The following is a 14,696-nucleotide window of genomic DNA, read 5'->3' as shown; positions in this document are numbered from 1 at the left end:
CCGTCCGGCCCGGGCCACACCCTCGCCCCTTGCTGGGCCTACGCTGAACATATGAGCAACCACAGCGGACCCCGCCAGGTCGCGGGCCTTCCTCACCGGGACCGCTGCGCGGTCATGGGAGTCGTGAACGTCACCCCCGACTCCTTCTCCGACGGCGGCCGCTGGTTCGACACGACGACCGCCGTCAAGCACGGCCTCGACCTGGTCGCCCAGGGCGCCGACCTGATCGACGTCGGCGGCGAGTCCACCCGGCCCGGCGCCACCCGCGTCGACGAGGCCGAGGAACTCAAGCGCGTCATCCCCGTGGTCCGCGGCCTCGCCGCCGAAGGCGTCACGATCTCCGTCGACACCATGCGCGCCTCCGTCGCCGAACAGTCCCTCGCGGCCGGCGCCGCCCTGGTCAACGACGTCAGCGGCGGACTCGCCGACCCCGCCATGATCCCCGTCGTCGCCGCCGCCGGTGCCCCCTTCGTCGTCATGCACTGGCGCGGCTTCCTGGAGGGCGGCAACATCAAGGGCGTGTACACCGACGTGGTCGCGGAGGTCGCCGAAGAACTCCACGCGCGCGTGGAGGCCGTCCTGGAAGGCGGAATCGCCGCCGACCGTGTGATCGTCGACCCCGGCCTCGGCTTCTCCAAGGGCGCCGACCACGACCTGGCCCTCCTCGCCCGCCTCGACCGGGTCCTGGCCCTCGGTCACCCCGTCCTCGTCGCCGCCTCCCGCAAGCGGTTCCTCGGCCACGTCCTGGCCGGCCCGGACGGCGCGCCCCCGCCCGCGCGGGAACGCGACGCGGCCACCGCCGCCGTCTCCGCCCTCGCCGCACAGGCCGGCGCCTGGGCGGTCCGCGTGCACGAGGTACGCGCCACCGCGGACGCCGTACGGGTCGCCCGCGCCATCGCGCAGGCGCGCACGGCGGACACCACACCCCTCGAACCCGGCGCGCACGGCGCAGAAGGAGCCCGGTGAGCGCGCCCCACACCGATGTCGAGCACGTCGAGGCCGCCAACACCGCCTTCTACGAGGCACTCGAAAGGGGCGACTTCGAAGAGGTCGCGTCGCTCTGGCTGACCCCCGCCGACCTCGGCGTCGACGAGTCGTACCACGACCCCGCGGACGCCGGCGTGGTCTCCTGTGTGCACCCCGGCTGGCCCGTGCTCACCGGACGCGGCGAGGTGCTCAGGTCGTACGCCCTGATCATGGCGAACACCGACTACATCCAGTTCTTCCTCACCGACACGCACGTCTCCGTCACCGGCGACACCGCCCTGGTGACCTGCACCGAGAACATCCTCAGCGGCGGCCCCGCCCCCGAGGCCGGTGAGGAGCTCGGTCCCCTGGTCGGCCAGCTCGTCGTCGCCACCAACGTGTTCCGGCGCACCCCGTCCGGCTGGAAGCTCTGGTCCCACCACGCCTCCCCGGTCCTCGCCGAGGAAGAGGACGACGAGGACGACGACACTCCGGCCTGAACGGGTAGACGGACCTCAGGGCCCGTCGCCCCTCACCAGAAGTGGCCGGCATCACGGTGGGACGGACAGGAACCGCCCCACCGTGAACCCCCGGCCTCCCCGGGGAAAACGGGCGGTGACCTCCCCGGCCACCGGCCCGTGCCCGCACCCCCGGGCCACCGGCGCTGTCGGTGTCCGCGGGTAGATTCAAGTGCAGACCGGTGTGCCGCCCGCACAGGCACCGACCGGCCGGACCGACGACTGCAGGAGTGATTCGCGTGGATCGTGTCGCGCTGCGCGGCCTGAAGGCCCGCGGGCACCACGGTGTGTTCCCCAAGGAACGCGAGGAGGGCCAGACCTTCATCGTGGACCTCGTCCTCGGCCTGGACACCCGGCCGGCCGCGGCCGACGACGACCTGACGAAGACCGTGCACTACGGCATCGTGGCGGAAGAGGTCGTGGCGGTCGTCCAGGGCGAGCCCGTCGACCTCATCGAGACGCTCGCCGAGCACATCGCCCGGGTCTGCCTGAAGCACGACGTGGTGCAGGAGGTCGAGGTGTGCGTCCACAAGCCGGACGCGCCGATCACCGTGCCCTTCGACGACGTGACCGTCACCATCACCCGGAGCCGCGTATGACCAGGCCGTCCGCCCAGGGCCAGACCGACCCGACCGTCCAGCCCGTCCCCGCCTCCGTGGTCGAGCAGGTCGACGCCGCCGACGCCACCCTGCAGAACCCGAAGCGTGCCGTGGTCTCCCTCGGCGCCAACCTCGGCAACCGCCTGGAGACCCTCCAGGGGGCCGTCGACGCCCTGGAGGACACCCCGGGCATCCGGGTCAAGGCCGTCTCCCCCGTCTACGAGACGGAGCCGTGGGGCGTCGAGCCCGGCAGCCAGCCCTCGTACTTCAACGCGGTCGCGGTCCTGAAGACCACCCTGCCCCCGTCCTCCCTGCTGGAGCGGGCGCACGCGGTCGAGGAGGCCTTCCACCGGGTCCGGGACGAGCGCTGGGGCCCGCGCACCCTGGACGTGGACATCGTCTCCTACGCGGACCTCCACTCCGACGACCCGCACCTCACGCTCCCGCACCCCCGCGCCCACGAGCGCGCCTTCGTGCTCGCCCCCTGGCACGACGTCGACCCCGAGGCGGAGCTCCCCGGCCGCGGCCCGGTCGCCGATCTCCTCGGCGCGGTCACCCGTGAGGGCGTCACGCCCCGCGCGGACCTGGAACTCCGGCTGCCCGAGTAGCCGTTAAGGTCGACACGACCACATTCCGGGGCACCGTCCGGGGGAACGCGAAGGGACACCGTGAAAGAGCTGCGCATCAGGGTGCTGGCAGGCGTCTTCGCCGTGGCCGGGATCCTGTCCTGGGCCGGCGCCCGCCTCTGGAACTCCGTGGGCACGCTGCCGAGCGTGCCCGTGGCCGCGCCCATCGTCCTCGCCCTGATCGCGGTGGTCCTCGCGGCCACCGCGCTGTCCCTGCGCGCCCGCCTCAAGGCCCAGCGCGAGCGGCAGGTCGGCGCCAAGGGAGTCGACCCCCTGATGGCGGCCCGCGCGGTCGTGTTCGGGCAGGCCAGCGCCCTGGTGGCCGCGCTCGTCGCCGGCATGTACGGCGGCACGGGCGTCTTCCTGCTGGAGTACCTGGACATCCCCGCCCGCCGTGACCAGGCGATCTACGCCGGCCTCTCGGTCCTGGCGGGCATCGGCGTCATAGCGGCGGCCATCTTCCTGGAGCGCGTCTGCAAGCTCCCGGAGGACGACGACACGGGCGGCCCGGGCACGGCTCCGGCGGCGTGAGGCCTGCCCACATCGGCCCGGGGCGTCGGGCGCGACCGCACCACCAGCCCTGGGTGTGGGGCGCGACCGCGTCGGCGTGTGACGCACGTCGCGTCAGCGCGCCATGATCAGGCTCATCGCCTCGTTGCGCGTCGCCGCGTCCCGCAGCTGACCGCGTACGGCCGAGGTGAGGGTCTTCGCGCCGGGCTTGCGGATCCCGCGCATCGACATGCACATGTGCTCGCACTCCACGACCACGATCACCCCGCGCGGCTCCAGGATCTCCATCAGGGAGTCCGCGATCTGCGTGGTGAGCCGTTCCTGCACCTGCGGGCGGCGGGCGTAGACGTCCACCAGCCGGGCCAGCTTGGACAGTCCCGTGATCTTGCCGCTGGTGGCCGGGATGTACCCGACGTGCGCCACGCCCCGGAACGGCACCAGATGGTGCTCACAGGTCGAGTACACCTCGATGTCCTTGACCAGCACCATCTCGTCGTGACCGAGGTCGAACGTCGTCGTCAGCACGTCCTCGGGCTTCTGCCACAACCCCGCGAATATCTCCCGGTACGCCCGCGCCACCCGCGTCGGAGTCTCCAGCAGGCCCTCCCGGTCCGGGTCCTCGCCGACCGCGATCAGGAGTTCGCGTACGGCGTTCTCGGCCCGCTTCTCGTCGAACTCTCCGATGGGGGCCATGCCGTCCAGCGTCACGGGGTCGGTCATGTGGGTGCCTCGTTCCTGTGTCTTCACGCGTGAGGGGCAAGCGTCTCAACTGCGGGTACGTGAAATGCCGCGCCCCCCAGGCTAGAACCAGGGGGGCGCGGCATCCATTCCGGGCCCGGTGGGGCCACCGGGAGCCTCGGGATCAGCTCTCGGGGCGTTCCTCCGCGGTCCGCTCCGGCGCCGGGGCGGGGTCCGCCGCGGTGCTCTTGGCGGTGGTGATGGCCGGCGTCGCGCCGTTCGCCCCGTTCGTCAGGGCCAGCTCCTTGGGGGAGAGGACCGGCGGGCGGGTGGACGGCGTACGGCGGGAGGAGCCGGTCCAGGCGGGCCTGGGCGGGCGCTTGACGATCGGCGCGAAGATCTCGGCGATCTCCTCCTTGCCCAGCGTCTCCCGCTCCAGGAGGGCCAGGACCAGGTTGTCGAGGACGTCACGGTTCTCGACGAGGATCTCCCACGCCTCGTTGTGCGCGGTCTCGATGAGCTTCTTGACCTCTTCGTCGACCAGCGCGGCGACCTCCTCCGAGTAGTCGCGCTGGTGGGCCATCTCACGCCCGAGGAACGGCTCGGTGTTGTCCCCGCCGAACTTGATCGCACCGAGGCGCTCGGTCATGCCGTACTGCGTGACCATCGCGCGGGCCACACCGGTGGCCTTCTCGATGTCGTTGGCGGCACCGGTGGTCGGGTCGTGGAAGACGAGCTCCTCAGCCGCGCGACCGCCCAGCATGTAGGCGAGCTGGTCCAGCATCTCGTTACGCGTGGTCGAGTACTTGTCCTCGTCCGGGAGCACCATCGTGTAGCCGAGGGCACGGCCCCGGGAGAGGATCGTGATCTTGTGGACGGGGTCGGAGTTCGGGGAGGCCGCCGCGACCAGGGCGTGTCCGCCCTCGTGGTACGCAGTGATCTTCTTCTCCTTGTCCGACATGATCCGGGTCCGCTTCTGCGGGCCCGCGACCACACGGTCGATCGCCTCGTCCAGCATCTTGTTGTCGATCAGCTTCTGATCGCTGCGCGCGGTCAGCAGCGCGGCCTCGTTGAGCACGTTGGCCAGGTCGGCACCGGTCATGCCGGGGGTGCGGCGGGCGACGGCCGAGAGGTCGACGTCCGGGGCGACCGGCTTGCCCTTCTGGTGCACCTTGAGGATCTCGAGGCGGCCCTGCATGTCGGGGCGGTCGACCGCGATCTGGCGGTCGAAGCGGCCGGGACGCAGCAGCGCCGGGTCGAGGATGTCGGGCCGGTTCGTCGCGGCGATGAGGATCACGCCGCCCTTGACGTCGAAGCCGTCCATCTCCACGAGGAGCTGGTTCAGGGTCTGCTCGCGCTCGTCGTGACCACCGCCGAGGCCGGCGCCGCGGTGGCGGCCGACCGCGTCGATCTCGTCGACGAAGACGATCGCGGGGGCGTTGGCCTTGGCCTGCTCGAACAGGTCGCGGACCCGGGAGGCACCGACACCGACGAACATCTCGACGAAGTCGGAACCGGAGATCGAGTAGAACGGCACACCGGCCTCGCCCGCTACGGCGCGCGCGAGGAGGGTCTTGCCCGTACCGGGCGGGCCGTAGAGCAGGACGCCCTTGGGGATCTTCGCCCCGACGGCCTGGAACTTCGCCGGCTCCTGCAGGAACTCCTTGATCTCGTGGAGCTCCTCCACCGCCTCGTCCGATCCCGCGACGTCGGCGAACGTCGTCTTCGGGGTGTCCTTGGTGATGAGCTTCGCCTTGGACTTGCCGAAGTTCATGACGCGGGAGCCGCCGCCCTGCATCTGGTTCATCAGGAACAGGAAGACGACCACGATGAGGACGAAGGGCAGCAGGGACAGCAGAATGCTCACGAACGGGTTCTGCTTGGACGGCGAGACCGTGTAGCCGTCCGGGATCTGCTTGTTCTGGAACTTGTCCTGCAGGGTGCTGGCGATGGTGACGCCCTGGTCGCCGATGTAGCTCGCCTGGATCTTCGAGCTGTCCTTGACCTCGACGCCGTCCTTGAGCTGGACCTTGATGGTCTGCTCGTCACCGGTGGTCAGCTTGGCCGACTCGACCTTGTTCTCGTTGATCGCCTGGACGACCTCGCCGGTGTCCACCGTCTTGTAGCCGCCGGACGAGCCGACGACCTGCATCAACACGACCACGGCGAGGACGGCCAGCACGATCCACATGACCGGCCCACGGAAGTATCGCTTCACGTCCATCCATACGGAGCGGTGCCGCCCCGTCCCTCCTGCCATAGTGAGTTTGATAAAGACTGTTCTTCGGACGGTACCCCAGCATTGTCCCCCGAAGCTGCGGGGGACAGCCGGCAATCGCGTCCACGCATGCTCCAACGCCGCGGAGCCCGCCGGGGTTCCCGATCACCGTACGGCGGACCGGGTCCCCGGGTTCAGCCGCCGTAGACGTGGGGCGCGAGCGTACCGACGAACGGGAGGTTGCGGTACTTCTCGGCGTAGTCGAGGCCGTAGCCGACGACGAACTCGTTGGGGATGTCGAAGCCGGCCCATTCCACGTCGATGGCGACCTTGGCGGCATCGGGCTTGCGCAGCAGCGTGCACACCTTGAGGGAGGCGGGCTCGCGCGAGCCGAGGTTGGAGATCAGCCAGGACAGGGTCAGTCCGGAGTCGATGATGTCCTCGACGATCAGGACGTGCCGGCCCTTGATGTCGGTGTCGAGGTCCTTGAGGATCCGCACCACACCGGAGGACTGGGTGCCCGCCCCGTACGAGGACACGGCCATCCAGTCCATCGTGACGGGGGTGGACAGCGCCCTCGCGAGGTCCGCCATCACCATCACCGCGCCCTTGAGCACGCCGACGATCAGCAGGTCCTTGCCCGCGTACTCCGCGTCGATCTTCGCGGCCAGCTCCACCAGCTTGGCGTCGATCTCTTCCTTGGTGATGAGCACCTTCTCGAGGTCGGCACCCATGTCTTTCGCGTCCACCCGCATCACTTTCGGTCGTCCCACCGGCCGGTCCGGTCCGTCCCGCGGCTCGTACGGGTCGGTGGGGTCCGGATTCAGCCCTGCCGAATCACCAGTCTGCCACCCTGCCGGCGGGCGACGACCCGGCCGGGGAGGTTGATGGCCCCCTGGCCGCGCCAGCCGGTGATCAGCCGGTCGACCTCCTCGATGTGGCGGGCGAACAGCGAACCGGCCGGCGCGCCGGCCTCGATGGCGGCGCGGCGCAGCACACGGCGGCGCACGGCGGGCGGCAGGTCGTGCAGTGCGGCGCACTCCAGTCGGCCGTCGGCGTCGCGGACGCCCGCCTCGGCCCGGCCGGCCCAGGCGTCGAGGGCGTCGGCGTCGTCACGGGAGAGCTGGGCCGTACGGGCGAGGGCCTCGACGACGCCCTTGCCGAGGGCCTTCTCCAGGGCGGGCAGGCCCTCGTGGCGGAGCCGGGAGCGGGTGTAGGCGGGGTCGGCGTTGTGCGGGTCGTCCCAGACGGGCAGGGACTGGACCATGCAGGCCTTGCGGGCGGTCTGCCGGTCGAGCTGGAGGAAGGGGCGCCGGTAACGGCCGCCGGCCCCCGAGACCGCGGCCATTCCGGACAGGGAGCGGATGCCGGAGCCGCGGGCGAGGCCGAGCAGGACGGTCTCGGCCTGGTCGTCGCGGGTGTGGCCGAGCAGGACGGCGGCGGCGCCGTGCCGTTCGGCGGCGGCGTCCAGGGCGGCGTAGCGGGCGTCCCGGGCGGCGGCCTCGGGTCCGCCGTCGCGGCCGACGGTGACCGCGACGGACTCGACGGGGTCGAGGCCGAGTTCGCGCAGGCGCGAGACGACTTCGGCGGCGCGCAGGTCGGAACCCGTCTGGAGGCCGTGGTCGACGGTGACGCCGCCGGCGCGGACGCCGAGGCGGGGGGCTTCGAAGGCGAGGGCGGAGGCGAGCGCCATGGAGTCCGCGCCGCCGGAGCAGGCCACGAGCACGAGCGGTGAGGGGGGCCGCTCGTGCGGTGTGCGGCCGGGGGCTCGGCCGTGGTCGTCGAGGATGTCGTTCAGGACGCGGCGGACCGCCAGGCGTATCGCCGCGACCGCAGGATGGGGACCCATGTCCGGTTCCCTTCATGAAATTGTCGGGGGGTTGAGCCCGAGGTTCGGTCACTCAGAGTGTGTAGATGGTGACAGAACCGGGCCGTTCCCCGAGCATTGCACGCCTACTCAGGGCTCACGGTCCCTCGGACGGGTGATTGAAGGGGCGTTTGTCTGCCGTCGGCCGTGTGCGGCGCATGACGGTGCGCGGGGCTCAGGCTTCCGGTTTGCGGTGCACCCGTGTGATCCAGTCCGCCGGTTTGGCGATCTCCGCCTTGGTGGGGAGCGTGTTGGGCGAGGTCCACACCCGGTTGAAGCCGTCCATGCCGACCTCCTCGACGACGGCCCGCACGAAGCGTTCGCCGTCGCGGTACTGACGGAGTTTGGCGTCCAGGCCGAGCAGCTTGCGCAGGGCCATGTCCAGGCGGGAGGCGCCCTTGGCGCGGCGCTGCTGGAACTTCTCCCGGATCTCGGCGACGCTCGGCACGACCTGGGGGCCGACGCCGTCCATCACGAAGTCGGCGTGGCCCTCCAGGAGGGACATCACGGCCGTGAGACGACCGAGGATCTCGCGCTGGGCGGGCGTCTGCACGAGTTCGACGAGGGAGTGTCCGTCGTCCCCCTCCTCGCCCTCGGGGCGGCCGCCGACGAGGGACTGGGCGGCTTCGCGGACGCGTTCCAGGACGGTCATGGGATCGACGTCGGTCTCCCCCAGGAACGACTGGATCTCCCCCTCCAGGTGGTCCCGCAGCCAGGGCACGGCGGTGAACTGGGTGCGGTGGGTCTCCTCGTGGAGGGTCACCCACAGGCGGAAGTCGTGCGGCTCGACGTCGAGTTCGCGTTCGACGTGAACGATGTTGGGGGCGACGAGCAGCAACCGTCCCGCGCCGTTCGCGCCGGCCGGGAGGTCGCGGGTGGCGGGGGCGAAGGTCTCGTACTGGCCGAGGACGCGGGAGGCGAGGAAGGACAGCAGCATGCCCAGTTCCACGCCGGTGACCTTGCCGCCGACGGCGCCGAGGACCACGTTGCCGGGGCCGGTGCCGCGCCGTTCCTGCATCTTGTCGAGGAGCGGTTTGAGCAGTTCGCGGAAGCCGGCGACGTTGGCCCGGACCCAGCCGGGGCGGTCGACGACGAGGACGGGAGTGTCGTGGGTCTCCTCGGTGCCCAGACGAGTGAAGCCCCGGACGTGTTCCTCCGAGGCCTTCGCGTGCCGGCGCAGTTCCGCGACGACGGCCCGGGCCTCGTCGCGGCTCACGTCGGGGCCCGGCCGCATGAGCCGGGTCGCGGTCGCGACCGCGAGATTCCAGTCGATCATCCCGGAGGAGGCAGCACCACCGATGCTCGTCATGCGTCAACGGTACGTGAGTGGTCCGGCTCGGGGCAGGGTGGCGAGGTGGCGGGGGTGGACGGAGGCGGGGGTGGCCGGTCACCGGCCCCGGACGCGCGGCGGCCGGGTGCGGGCCGTTCGTCGTGTCTCCGGTTCCTCGCCCCCGCCGCCCCCTCCCTCCCCCACTCCCGGTTTCGCTCGAGCGGGAGGTACCCCCGTCGTCCTCGGGGCTTCGCCCCCAGGCCCCCTTCGCGCCCACGCGGCGGAGCCGCGCATCGGCACAGCCCCGCGCCCCTCAAGGGTCAGCGGCAGCCGCACGCCGCCAGCGCCGTGGCCGCCTTGTCCAGGGCGGACTGGGCTGCCGTGGGGGCGGTGGTGCCGTTGGCCAGGAAGGCGAAGGCCAGGAGGCGGCCGTCCTTGTCGACGACCGTGCCCGCCAGGGTGTTCACGCCGGTGAGCGTGCCGGTCTTGGCGCGTACGACGCCGGCCGCGCCGTCGGTGTAGCGGCCGGCGAGGGTGCCGGTGAAGCCGGCGACGGGCAGGCCGGTGAGGGCGGGGCGCAGCTCGGGGTGGGCCGGGTCGCCGGCCTTGACGAGCAGGGCGGTGAGGAGATCGGCGGTGAGTTTGTCGCGTCGGTCGAGGCCGCTGCCGTCCTTGACGTCCACGCCCTTCGGAGACAGCCCGAGCTGCTTCAGGCGGGCGGTGATCGCCGCGCCGGCGCCGGCGAAGTCGGCGCTCTCGCCGGTGGCCAGGGCGGTGTGGCGGGCGAGGGCCTCGGCGAGGTCGTTGTCGCTGTTGGTCAGCATCCGCTCGACGAGGACGGCCAGCGGGGGCGAGGAGACCGTGGCGAGGGTGGAGGCGCGGGTGGTGGCCTTCGACGGACCGGGCGGCGTGGCCCTGACCCCGTGTTCCTTCAGCAGGTCGCCGAACGTCCGCGCGGCGTCGGCCGCCGGATCCGCGACCCGCGGCGCCGGGCCGCTGGTGGAGTTGTCGGTGCGGGCCTCGTCGACCATGAGGGGGGTGACGGCCGCGATGTTCGGGTTGACCCCGATCGGGTGGATCGTGGTGCCCTTGTAGAGGGTCGTGTCGTACGACAGCGTCACCTCGCGCACCCCGCGCTTGGCCAGGGCGGCGGCGGTGCGCTCGGCGAGGTCGCGCAGGCTCGCGAGTCCCCCGGCGTCCTTCCGCGCGGTGAGCGTGGGGTCGCCGCCGCCGACCAGGACGACCTCCTCGGTGTCGGGTTCGTACACCGCGCGGGTGGTGAGGCGGTGGTCGGCGCCCATCGCGGAGAGCGCGGCGACGGCGGTGGCGATCTTGGTGGTCGAGGCGGGAGTGAGCGCCTTCCCGGAGCCGGTGCCGTAGAGCCGTTCGCCGGTGGCCACGTCGACCACGGCGACGGAACGACTGCCGAGCGCGGGATCCCTCAGCAGCGGGTCGAGGACGGCGCCGAGGGCCTCGCCGCCGGGCGCCGACTTCACGGTGGTGGCGGTGCCGCCGAGGCCGGTGAGCACGGAGACGGCCGGCGGGACGGCCTGGGATCCGCGGGGCGGCGTACCGGCGTGCGCGCGGGTGCCGCCGTGATCTGCGCCACGCGCGGCTTCCATGGCCACGGCCCGGTCCCGCTCGGCCGTACGCTGACCCGAGGAGTCCCAGGGACCGGCGGCGGTCACCACACCCGCGGACAGCGCCAGACCGGCGGTGGCGGCGGTCGCGGTGAACTGCCAGGTCTTCGGCCGCGCGACCCGCGGGACCCGCGGTGATCCCGGCCGGTCCGGCCGCGCGGACCGTGGCCCGACGGCCGCGGCGACGCGCGCCAGACGCGGCCGTACGGTCTCCGCGGCCCGGGCGAGACGCGGCCGTACGGCGTCCGCGATCCGCGCGACATGCGGTCCCGCGGCCCGCCAAGGCCTCAGCTCTGGCACGACCACCAGCCCCTTTCGCGATCACACATCTGCGTGAGGGACACTTAATCACCAGAACTATGTGCTGATCATGGAGGAGCGTCCGGTGGAGTTCGACGTCACGATCGAGATCCCGAAGGGTTCGCGGAACAAGTACGAGGTGGACCACGAGACGGGTCGGATCCGCCTGGACCGTCGGCTCTTCACCTCGACCGCCTACCCGACCGACTACGGCTTCGTCGAGAACACCCTCGGCGAGGACGGCGACCCGCTGGACGCGCTGGTCATCCTGGACGAGCCGACGTTCCCGGGCTGCCTGATCCGCTGCCGCGCGATCGGCATGTTCCGGATGACGGACGAGGCCGGCGGCGACGACAAGCTGCTGTGCGTCCCGTCGACGGACCCGCGCGTGGAGCACCTGCGGGACATCCACCACGTGTCCGAGTTCGACCGCCTGGAGATCCAGCACTTCTTCGAGGTCTACAAGGACCTGGAGCCGGGCAAGTCGGTCGAGGGCGCCAACTGGGTCGGCCGGGTGGACGCCGAGGCGGAGATCGAGCGGTCCTACAAGCGTTTCAAGGAGACGGGCGGCCACTGAGCCCTCCCGCTGCCGGACGCAGAACGGGCCGCACGCGCGCGTGCGGCCCGTTCTGCTGTGCGTGCGCATACTGAGCCTGTACGGGGCAGGTTCACGGACGGGCTTACGGGGACGGTGTCGTAAAGGGAGAGCGGAGCAGGTGAGGGACGCGGAGGACCGCAAGCCGCAGTCGGACGAGGCGAGGAGCGCGTTCACGCCTCCCTCCGGTGTCGCGGCGCCGGCCGAGGGTGAGTCGTCGACGACCTCCGAGTTCGCCGTCCCCGAGGGGCTGGCCGTCCCGGCGACCGGTACGGAGTCCGAGACGACCTCCGAGTTCGCCGTTCCGGACGGCCTGGAGGTGTCCCCGCCGCCCCCGGACGGGACGGAGGGGTCGGCGTTCAGCACGCCGAGCACCTACAGCGCGAAGCAGCCGGCGGCGTTCACCCCGGCGAGCGGGATCCCGCTGGTCAGCCTGGCCAAGGACGTGCCGTGGCAGGACCGGATGCGCACCATGCTGCGCATGCCGGTGACCGAGCGGCCGGCGCCGGAGCCGGTGCAGCGGCACGACGAGGCCGGGCCGGCCGTGCCGCGCGTGCTCGACCTGACCCTGCGCATCGGCGAGCTGCTGCTGGCGGGCGGCGAGGGCGCCGAGGACGTGGAGGCGGCGATGTTCGCCGTGTGCCGCTCCTACGGCCTGGACCGCTGCGAGCCCAACGTCACCTTCACCCTGCTGTCGATCTCCCACCAGCCGTCCCTGGTCGACGACCCGGTGACCGCGTCGCGCACGGTGCGGCGCCGCAGCCCCGACTACACCCGGCTGGCGGCCGTCTACCGGCTGGTGGACGACCTCAGCGACGACGAGGCGCACGTCTCCCTGGAGGAGGCCTACCGCCGGCTGGCGGAGATCCGCCGCAACCGGCATCCGTACCCCGGCTGGGCGCTGACCGCGGCGAGCGGGCTGCTCGCGGGGGCGGCGTCGGTGCTCGTCGGCGGTGGCTTCCTGGTGTTCGTGTCGGCCGCGATCGGCGCGATGCTCGGCGACCGGCTGGCCTGGCTGTGCGCGGGGCGCGGACTGCCGGAGTTCTACCAGTTCACGGTGGCCGCGATGCCGCCGGCCGCGATCGGGGTGGCGCTGACGCTGGCGCACGCGGACGTGAAGGCGTCCGCCGTGATCACCGGTGGGCTGTTCGCGCTGCTGCCCGGGCGGGCGCTGGTGGCCGGCGTGCAGGACGGCCTGACCGGCTTCTACATCACGGCGTCGGCGCGTCTGCTGGAGGTCCTGTACTTCTTCGTGGGCATCGTGGCCGGGGTGCTGACGGTGCTGTACTTCGGCGTGCAGCTGGGCGCCAGGCTGAACCCGGACGCGGCGCTCGGCGTCTCCGACGACCCGCTGTGGCAGATCGCCGCGTCGATGCTGCTGTCCCTGGCCTTCGCGGTGCTGCTCCAGCAGGAACGGTCCACCGTGCTGATGGCGACCCTGAACGGCGGGGTGGCCTGGGTGGTGTACGGCGCGATGCACTACACCGGCGACATCTCGCCGGTGGTCTCCACGACCGCGGCGGCGGGCCTCGTGGGCCTGTTCGGGCAGTTGCTGGCCCGGTACCGGTTCGCGTCCGCGCTGCCGTACACCACGGCGGCGATCGGGCCGCTGCTGCCCGGTTCCGCCACGTACTTCGGCCTGCTGGGCATCGCCCAGAACGAGGTCGACTCGGGGCTGACGTCCCTCACGAAGGCCGTGGCGCTGGCCATGGCCATCGCGATCGGGGTGAACCTCGGGTCGGAGATCTCGCGGATCTTCCTGCGGATCGGGTCCGCGGAGAAGCGGCGGGCGGCGAAGCGGACGCGGGGCTTCTAGCGCGGGCGCCCTTCGGGTCCCGGCGCCATCCGGCTCGGGGCCTCGTGCGCGTGGGCGGCCGCGGGCCGGTGGGGGTTCGTCGCGCGGTTCCCCGCGCCCCTCGGGGGCGCTTCAGTAGCCCCGGTTGTAGGGCTGCTGCTGGTTCTGGTCGTAGTACTGGTCGTTGCCGTACGGCTGCTGGGGCTGCTGCTGGTAGCCCTGCTGGGGGTACCCCTGGTTGCCGTAGTGCTGCTGCTGGGGATGCTGCGGAGCGGCCGGGGTGATGCGGCGCAGCTGGGTCGTGGCGTCGTCCATGACCGGGTACTGGGGCTGCTGCGGGGCGGGGGCGGCGGCCGGGGTCTCGGCGGCGGCGCGCTTCTTCTTCCCGCGCTCGCGCAGGTACTCGACGATGATCGGCACCACGGAGATGAAGACGATCAGGATGAGGATCGGCTCGATGTTGCTCTTGATGAGCTCGATCTGGCCGAGCCAGTAACCGGCGACGGTGACACCGCAGCCCCAGGCGACACCGCCGATGAGGTTGTACGTGAAGAACGTGCGGTACTTCATGCGGCCGGCGCCCGCCACGATGGGGGCGAACGTGCGCACGATCGGGACGAAGCGGGCCAGGACGATCGCCTTGGGGCCGTACTTCTCCATGAACTCGTGCGCCTTCTCCAGGTTCTCCTGTTTGAAGAGCTTGGAGTTCGGCCGGTTGAACAGCTTGGGTCCGAAGAACTTGCCGATCATGTAACCGACCTGGTCGCCGATGACGGCGGCCAGCACGATCAGCGTGCACACCAGCCACAGCGGCTGGCTGATGTAGTTGCCCTCGGCCACGAAGAGACCCGCCGTGAACAGCAGGGAGTCACCGGGCAGGAACGCGAAGAGTCCGGACTCCGCGAAGACGATCAGCAGGATGCCGGGGAGGCTGAAGGTCTCGATCAGGTAGTCCGGGCTCAGCCACTCAGGGCCGAGCGCAAGCGTGGTCACGGGGATGTGGCTCCTGCAGCTGGGGGTCAAGGGCTGGGCTGACTGCCCAAATTATGAACGCAGTCGTCGGGGCCCAGGTTCCGCGGGGGTACCCAGGATGCCCTGTCCTCCGCCCCGGAGA

Annotated in this window: 14 protein-coding genes; 7 read left to right on the top strand and 7 right to left on the bottom strand. The window is 71.7% G+C overall.

Features of this window, described 5'->3' with window-relative positions; translation table 11 throughout:
- The first annotated feature begins 51 nt into the window (after positions 1-51).
- The 5 genes from folP to AB0A94_RS10525 all read left to right on the top strand — a co-directional run bounded on the left by folP (position 52) and on the right by AB0A94_RS10525 (position 3,240).
- Positions 52-966 carry a dihydropteroate synthase gene (folP, locus tag AB0A94_RS10545; protein WP_361741846.1) on the top strand — a complete coding sequence of 305 codons (915 nt, stop codon included), beginning with the start codon at positions 52-54 and terminating at the stop codon, positions 964-966.
- Positions 963-1,466 carry a nuclear transport factor 2 family protein gene (locus tag AB0A94_RS10540; RefSeq protein ID WP_361741843.1) on the top strand — a complete coding sequence of 168 codons (504 nt, stop codon included), beginning with the start codon at positions 963-965 and terminating at the stop codon, positions 1,464-1,466. The genes folP and AB0A94_RS10540 overlap by 4 nt, the downstream gene beginning before the upstream one ends.
- A gap of 257 nt (positions 1,467-1,723) precedes the next feature.
- Positions 1,724-2,083: a dihydroneopterin aldolase gene (gene folB, locus AB0A94_RS10535; RefSeq protein ID WP_361741840.1), complete on the top strand. Its 360-nt coding sequence runs from the start codon at positions 1,724-1,726 to the stop codon at positions 2,081-2,083.
- Positions 2,080-2,691, top strand: coding sequence for a 2-amino-4-hydroxy-6-hydroxymethyldihydropteridine diphosphokinase (gene folK, locus AB0A94_RS10530; RefSeq protein WP_361741837.1), 612 nt, complete (start codon positions 2,080-2,082; stop codon positions 2,689-2,691). The genes folB and folK overlap by 4 nt, the downstream gene beginning before the upstream one ends.
- Positions 2,692-2,751: 60 nt before the next feature.
- Positions 2,752-3,240, top strand: coding sequence for a DUF3180 domain-containing protein (locus tag AB0A94_RS10525; RefSeq protein ID WP_361741834.1), 489 nt, complete (start codon positions 2,752-2,754; stop codon positions 3,238-3,240).
- 93 nt (positions 3,241-3,333) lie between these two features.
- Here AB0A94_RS10525 and folE read toward each other — a convergent pair whose 3' ends face one another.
- The 6 genes from folE to dacB all read right to left on the bottom strand — a co-directional run bounded on the left by folE (position 3,334) and on the right by dacB (position 11,198).
- Positions 3,334-3,939, bottom strand: coding sequence for a GTP cyclohydrolase I FolE (gene folE, locus AB0A94_RS10520; protein WP_361741831.1), 606 nt, complete (start codon positions 3,937-3,939; stop codon positions 3,334-3,336).
- Between the two features lie 142 nt (positions 3,940-4,081).
- The gene (gene ftsH / locus AB0A94_RS10515; RefSeq protein ID WP_361741828.1) at positions 4,082-6,121 is read right to left on the bottom strand and encodes an ATP-dependent zinc metalloprotease FtsH; all 2,040 of its coding nucleotides are present in this window, start codon (positions 6,119-6,121) and stop codon (positions 4,082-4,084) included.
- Between the two features lie 188 nt (positions 6,122-6,309).
- Positions 6,310-6,870, bottom strand: a complete 561-nt coding sequence (hpt, locus tag AB0A94_RS10510) for a hypoxanthine phosphoribosyltransferase (RefSeq protein WP_030224979.1) — start codon at positions 6,868-6,870, stop codon at positions 6,310-6,312.
- A gap of 68 nt (positions 6,871-6,938) precedes the next feature.
- Positions 6,939-7,964 (bottom strand): tRNA lysidine(34) synthetase TilS, encoded by a 1,026-nt coding sequence (tilS, locus tag AB0A94_RS10505; RefSeq protein ID WP_361741825.1) that lies wholly within the window; start codon positions 7,962-7,964, stop codon positions 6,939-6,941.
- A 193-nt stretch (positions 7,965-8,157) separates the two neighbouring features.
- Positions 8,158-9,291 (bottom strand): zinc-dependent metalloprotease, encoded by a 1,134-nt coding sequence (locus AB0A94_RS10500; RefSeq protein ID WP_361741822.1) that lies wholly within the window; start codon positions 9,289-9,291, stop codon positions 8,158-8,160.
- A 281-nt stretch (positions 9,292-9,572) separates the two neighbouring features.
- A complete protein-coding gene (dacB, locus tag AB0A94_RS10495; RefSeq protein WP_361741819.1) occupies positions 9,573-11,198 on the bottom strand; it encodes a D-alanyl-D-alanine carboxypeptidase/D-alanyl-D-alanine-endopeptidase in 1,626 nt (541 codons plus the stop codon).
- Positions 11,199-11,277: 79 nt separating this feature from the next.
- Here dacB and AB0A94_RS10490 point away from each other — a divergent pair, with 79 nt between their 5' ends.
- Together AB0A94_RS10490 and AB0A94_RS10485 are read left to right on the top strand one after the other, a co-directional pair.
- Complete coding sequence (locus AB0A94_RS10490) at positions 11,278-11,769, top strand: inorganic diphosphatase (protein WP_030828087.1); 492 nt, start codon at positions 11,278-11,280, stop codon at positions 11,767-11,769.
- 139 nt (positions 11,770-11,908) lie between these two features.
- Entirely contained in the window at positions 11,909-13,603 is a 1,695-nt protein-coding gene (locus tag AB0A94_RS10485) for a threonine/serine exporter family protein (RefSeq protein WP_361741816.1), read from the top strand.
- 111 nt (positions 13,604-13,714) lie between these two features.
- Here the strand turns inward: AB0A94_RS10485 and AB0A94_RS10480 are convergent, their stop codons facing one another.
- Positions 13,715-14,575: a VTT domain-containing protein gene (locus AB0A94_RS10480; RefSeq protein ID WP_361741813.1), complete on the bottom strand. Its 861-nt coding sequence runs from the start codon at positions 14,573-14,575 to the stop codon at positions 13,715-13,717.
- Positions 14,576-14,696 lie beyond the last annotated feature (121 nt).

Source organism: Streptomyces sp. NPDC044984 (genome assembly GCF_040646935.1).
Taxonomy (GTDB): domain Bacteria; phylum Actinomycetota; class Actinomycetes; order Streptomycetales; family Streptomycetaceae; genus Streptomyces.
Note: the sequence above shows the minus strand (reverse complement) of the source record. Positions and strands in the feature narration are given on the sequence as shown.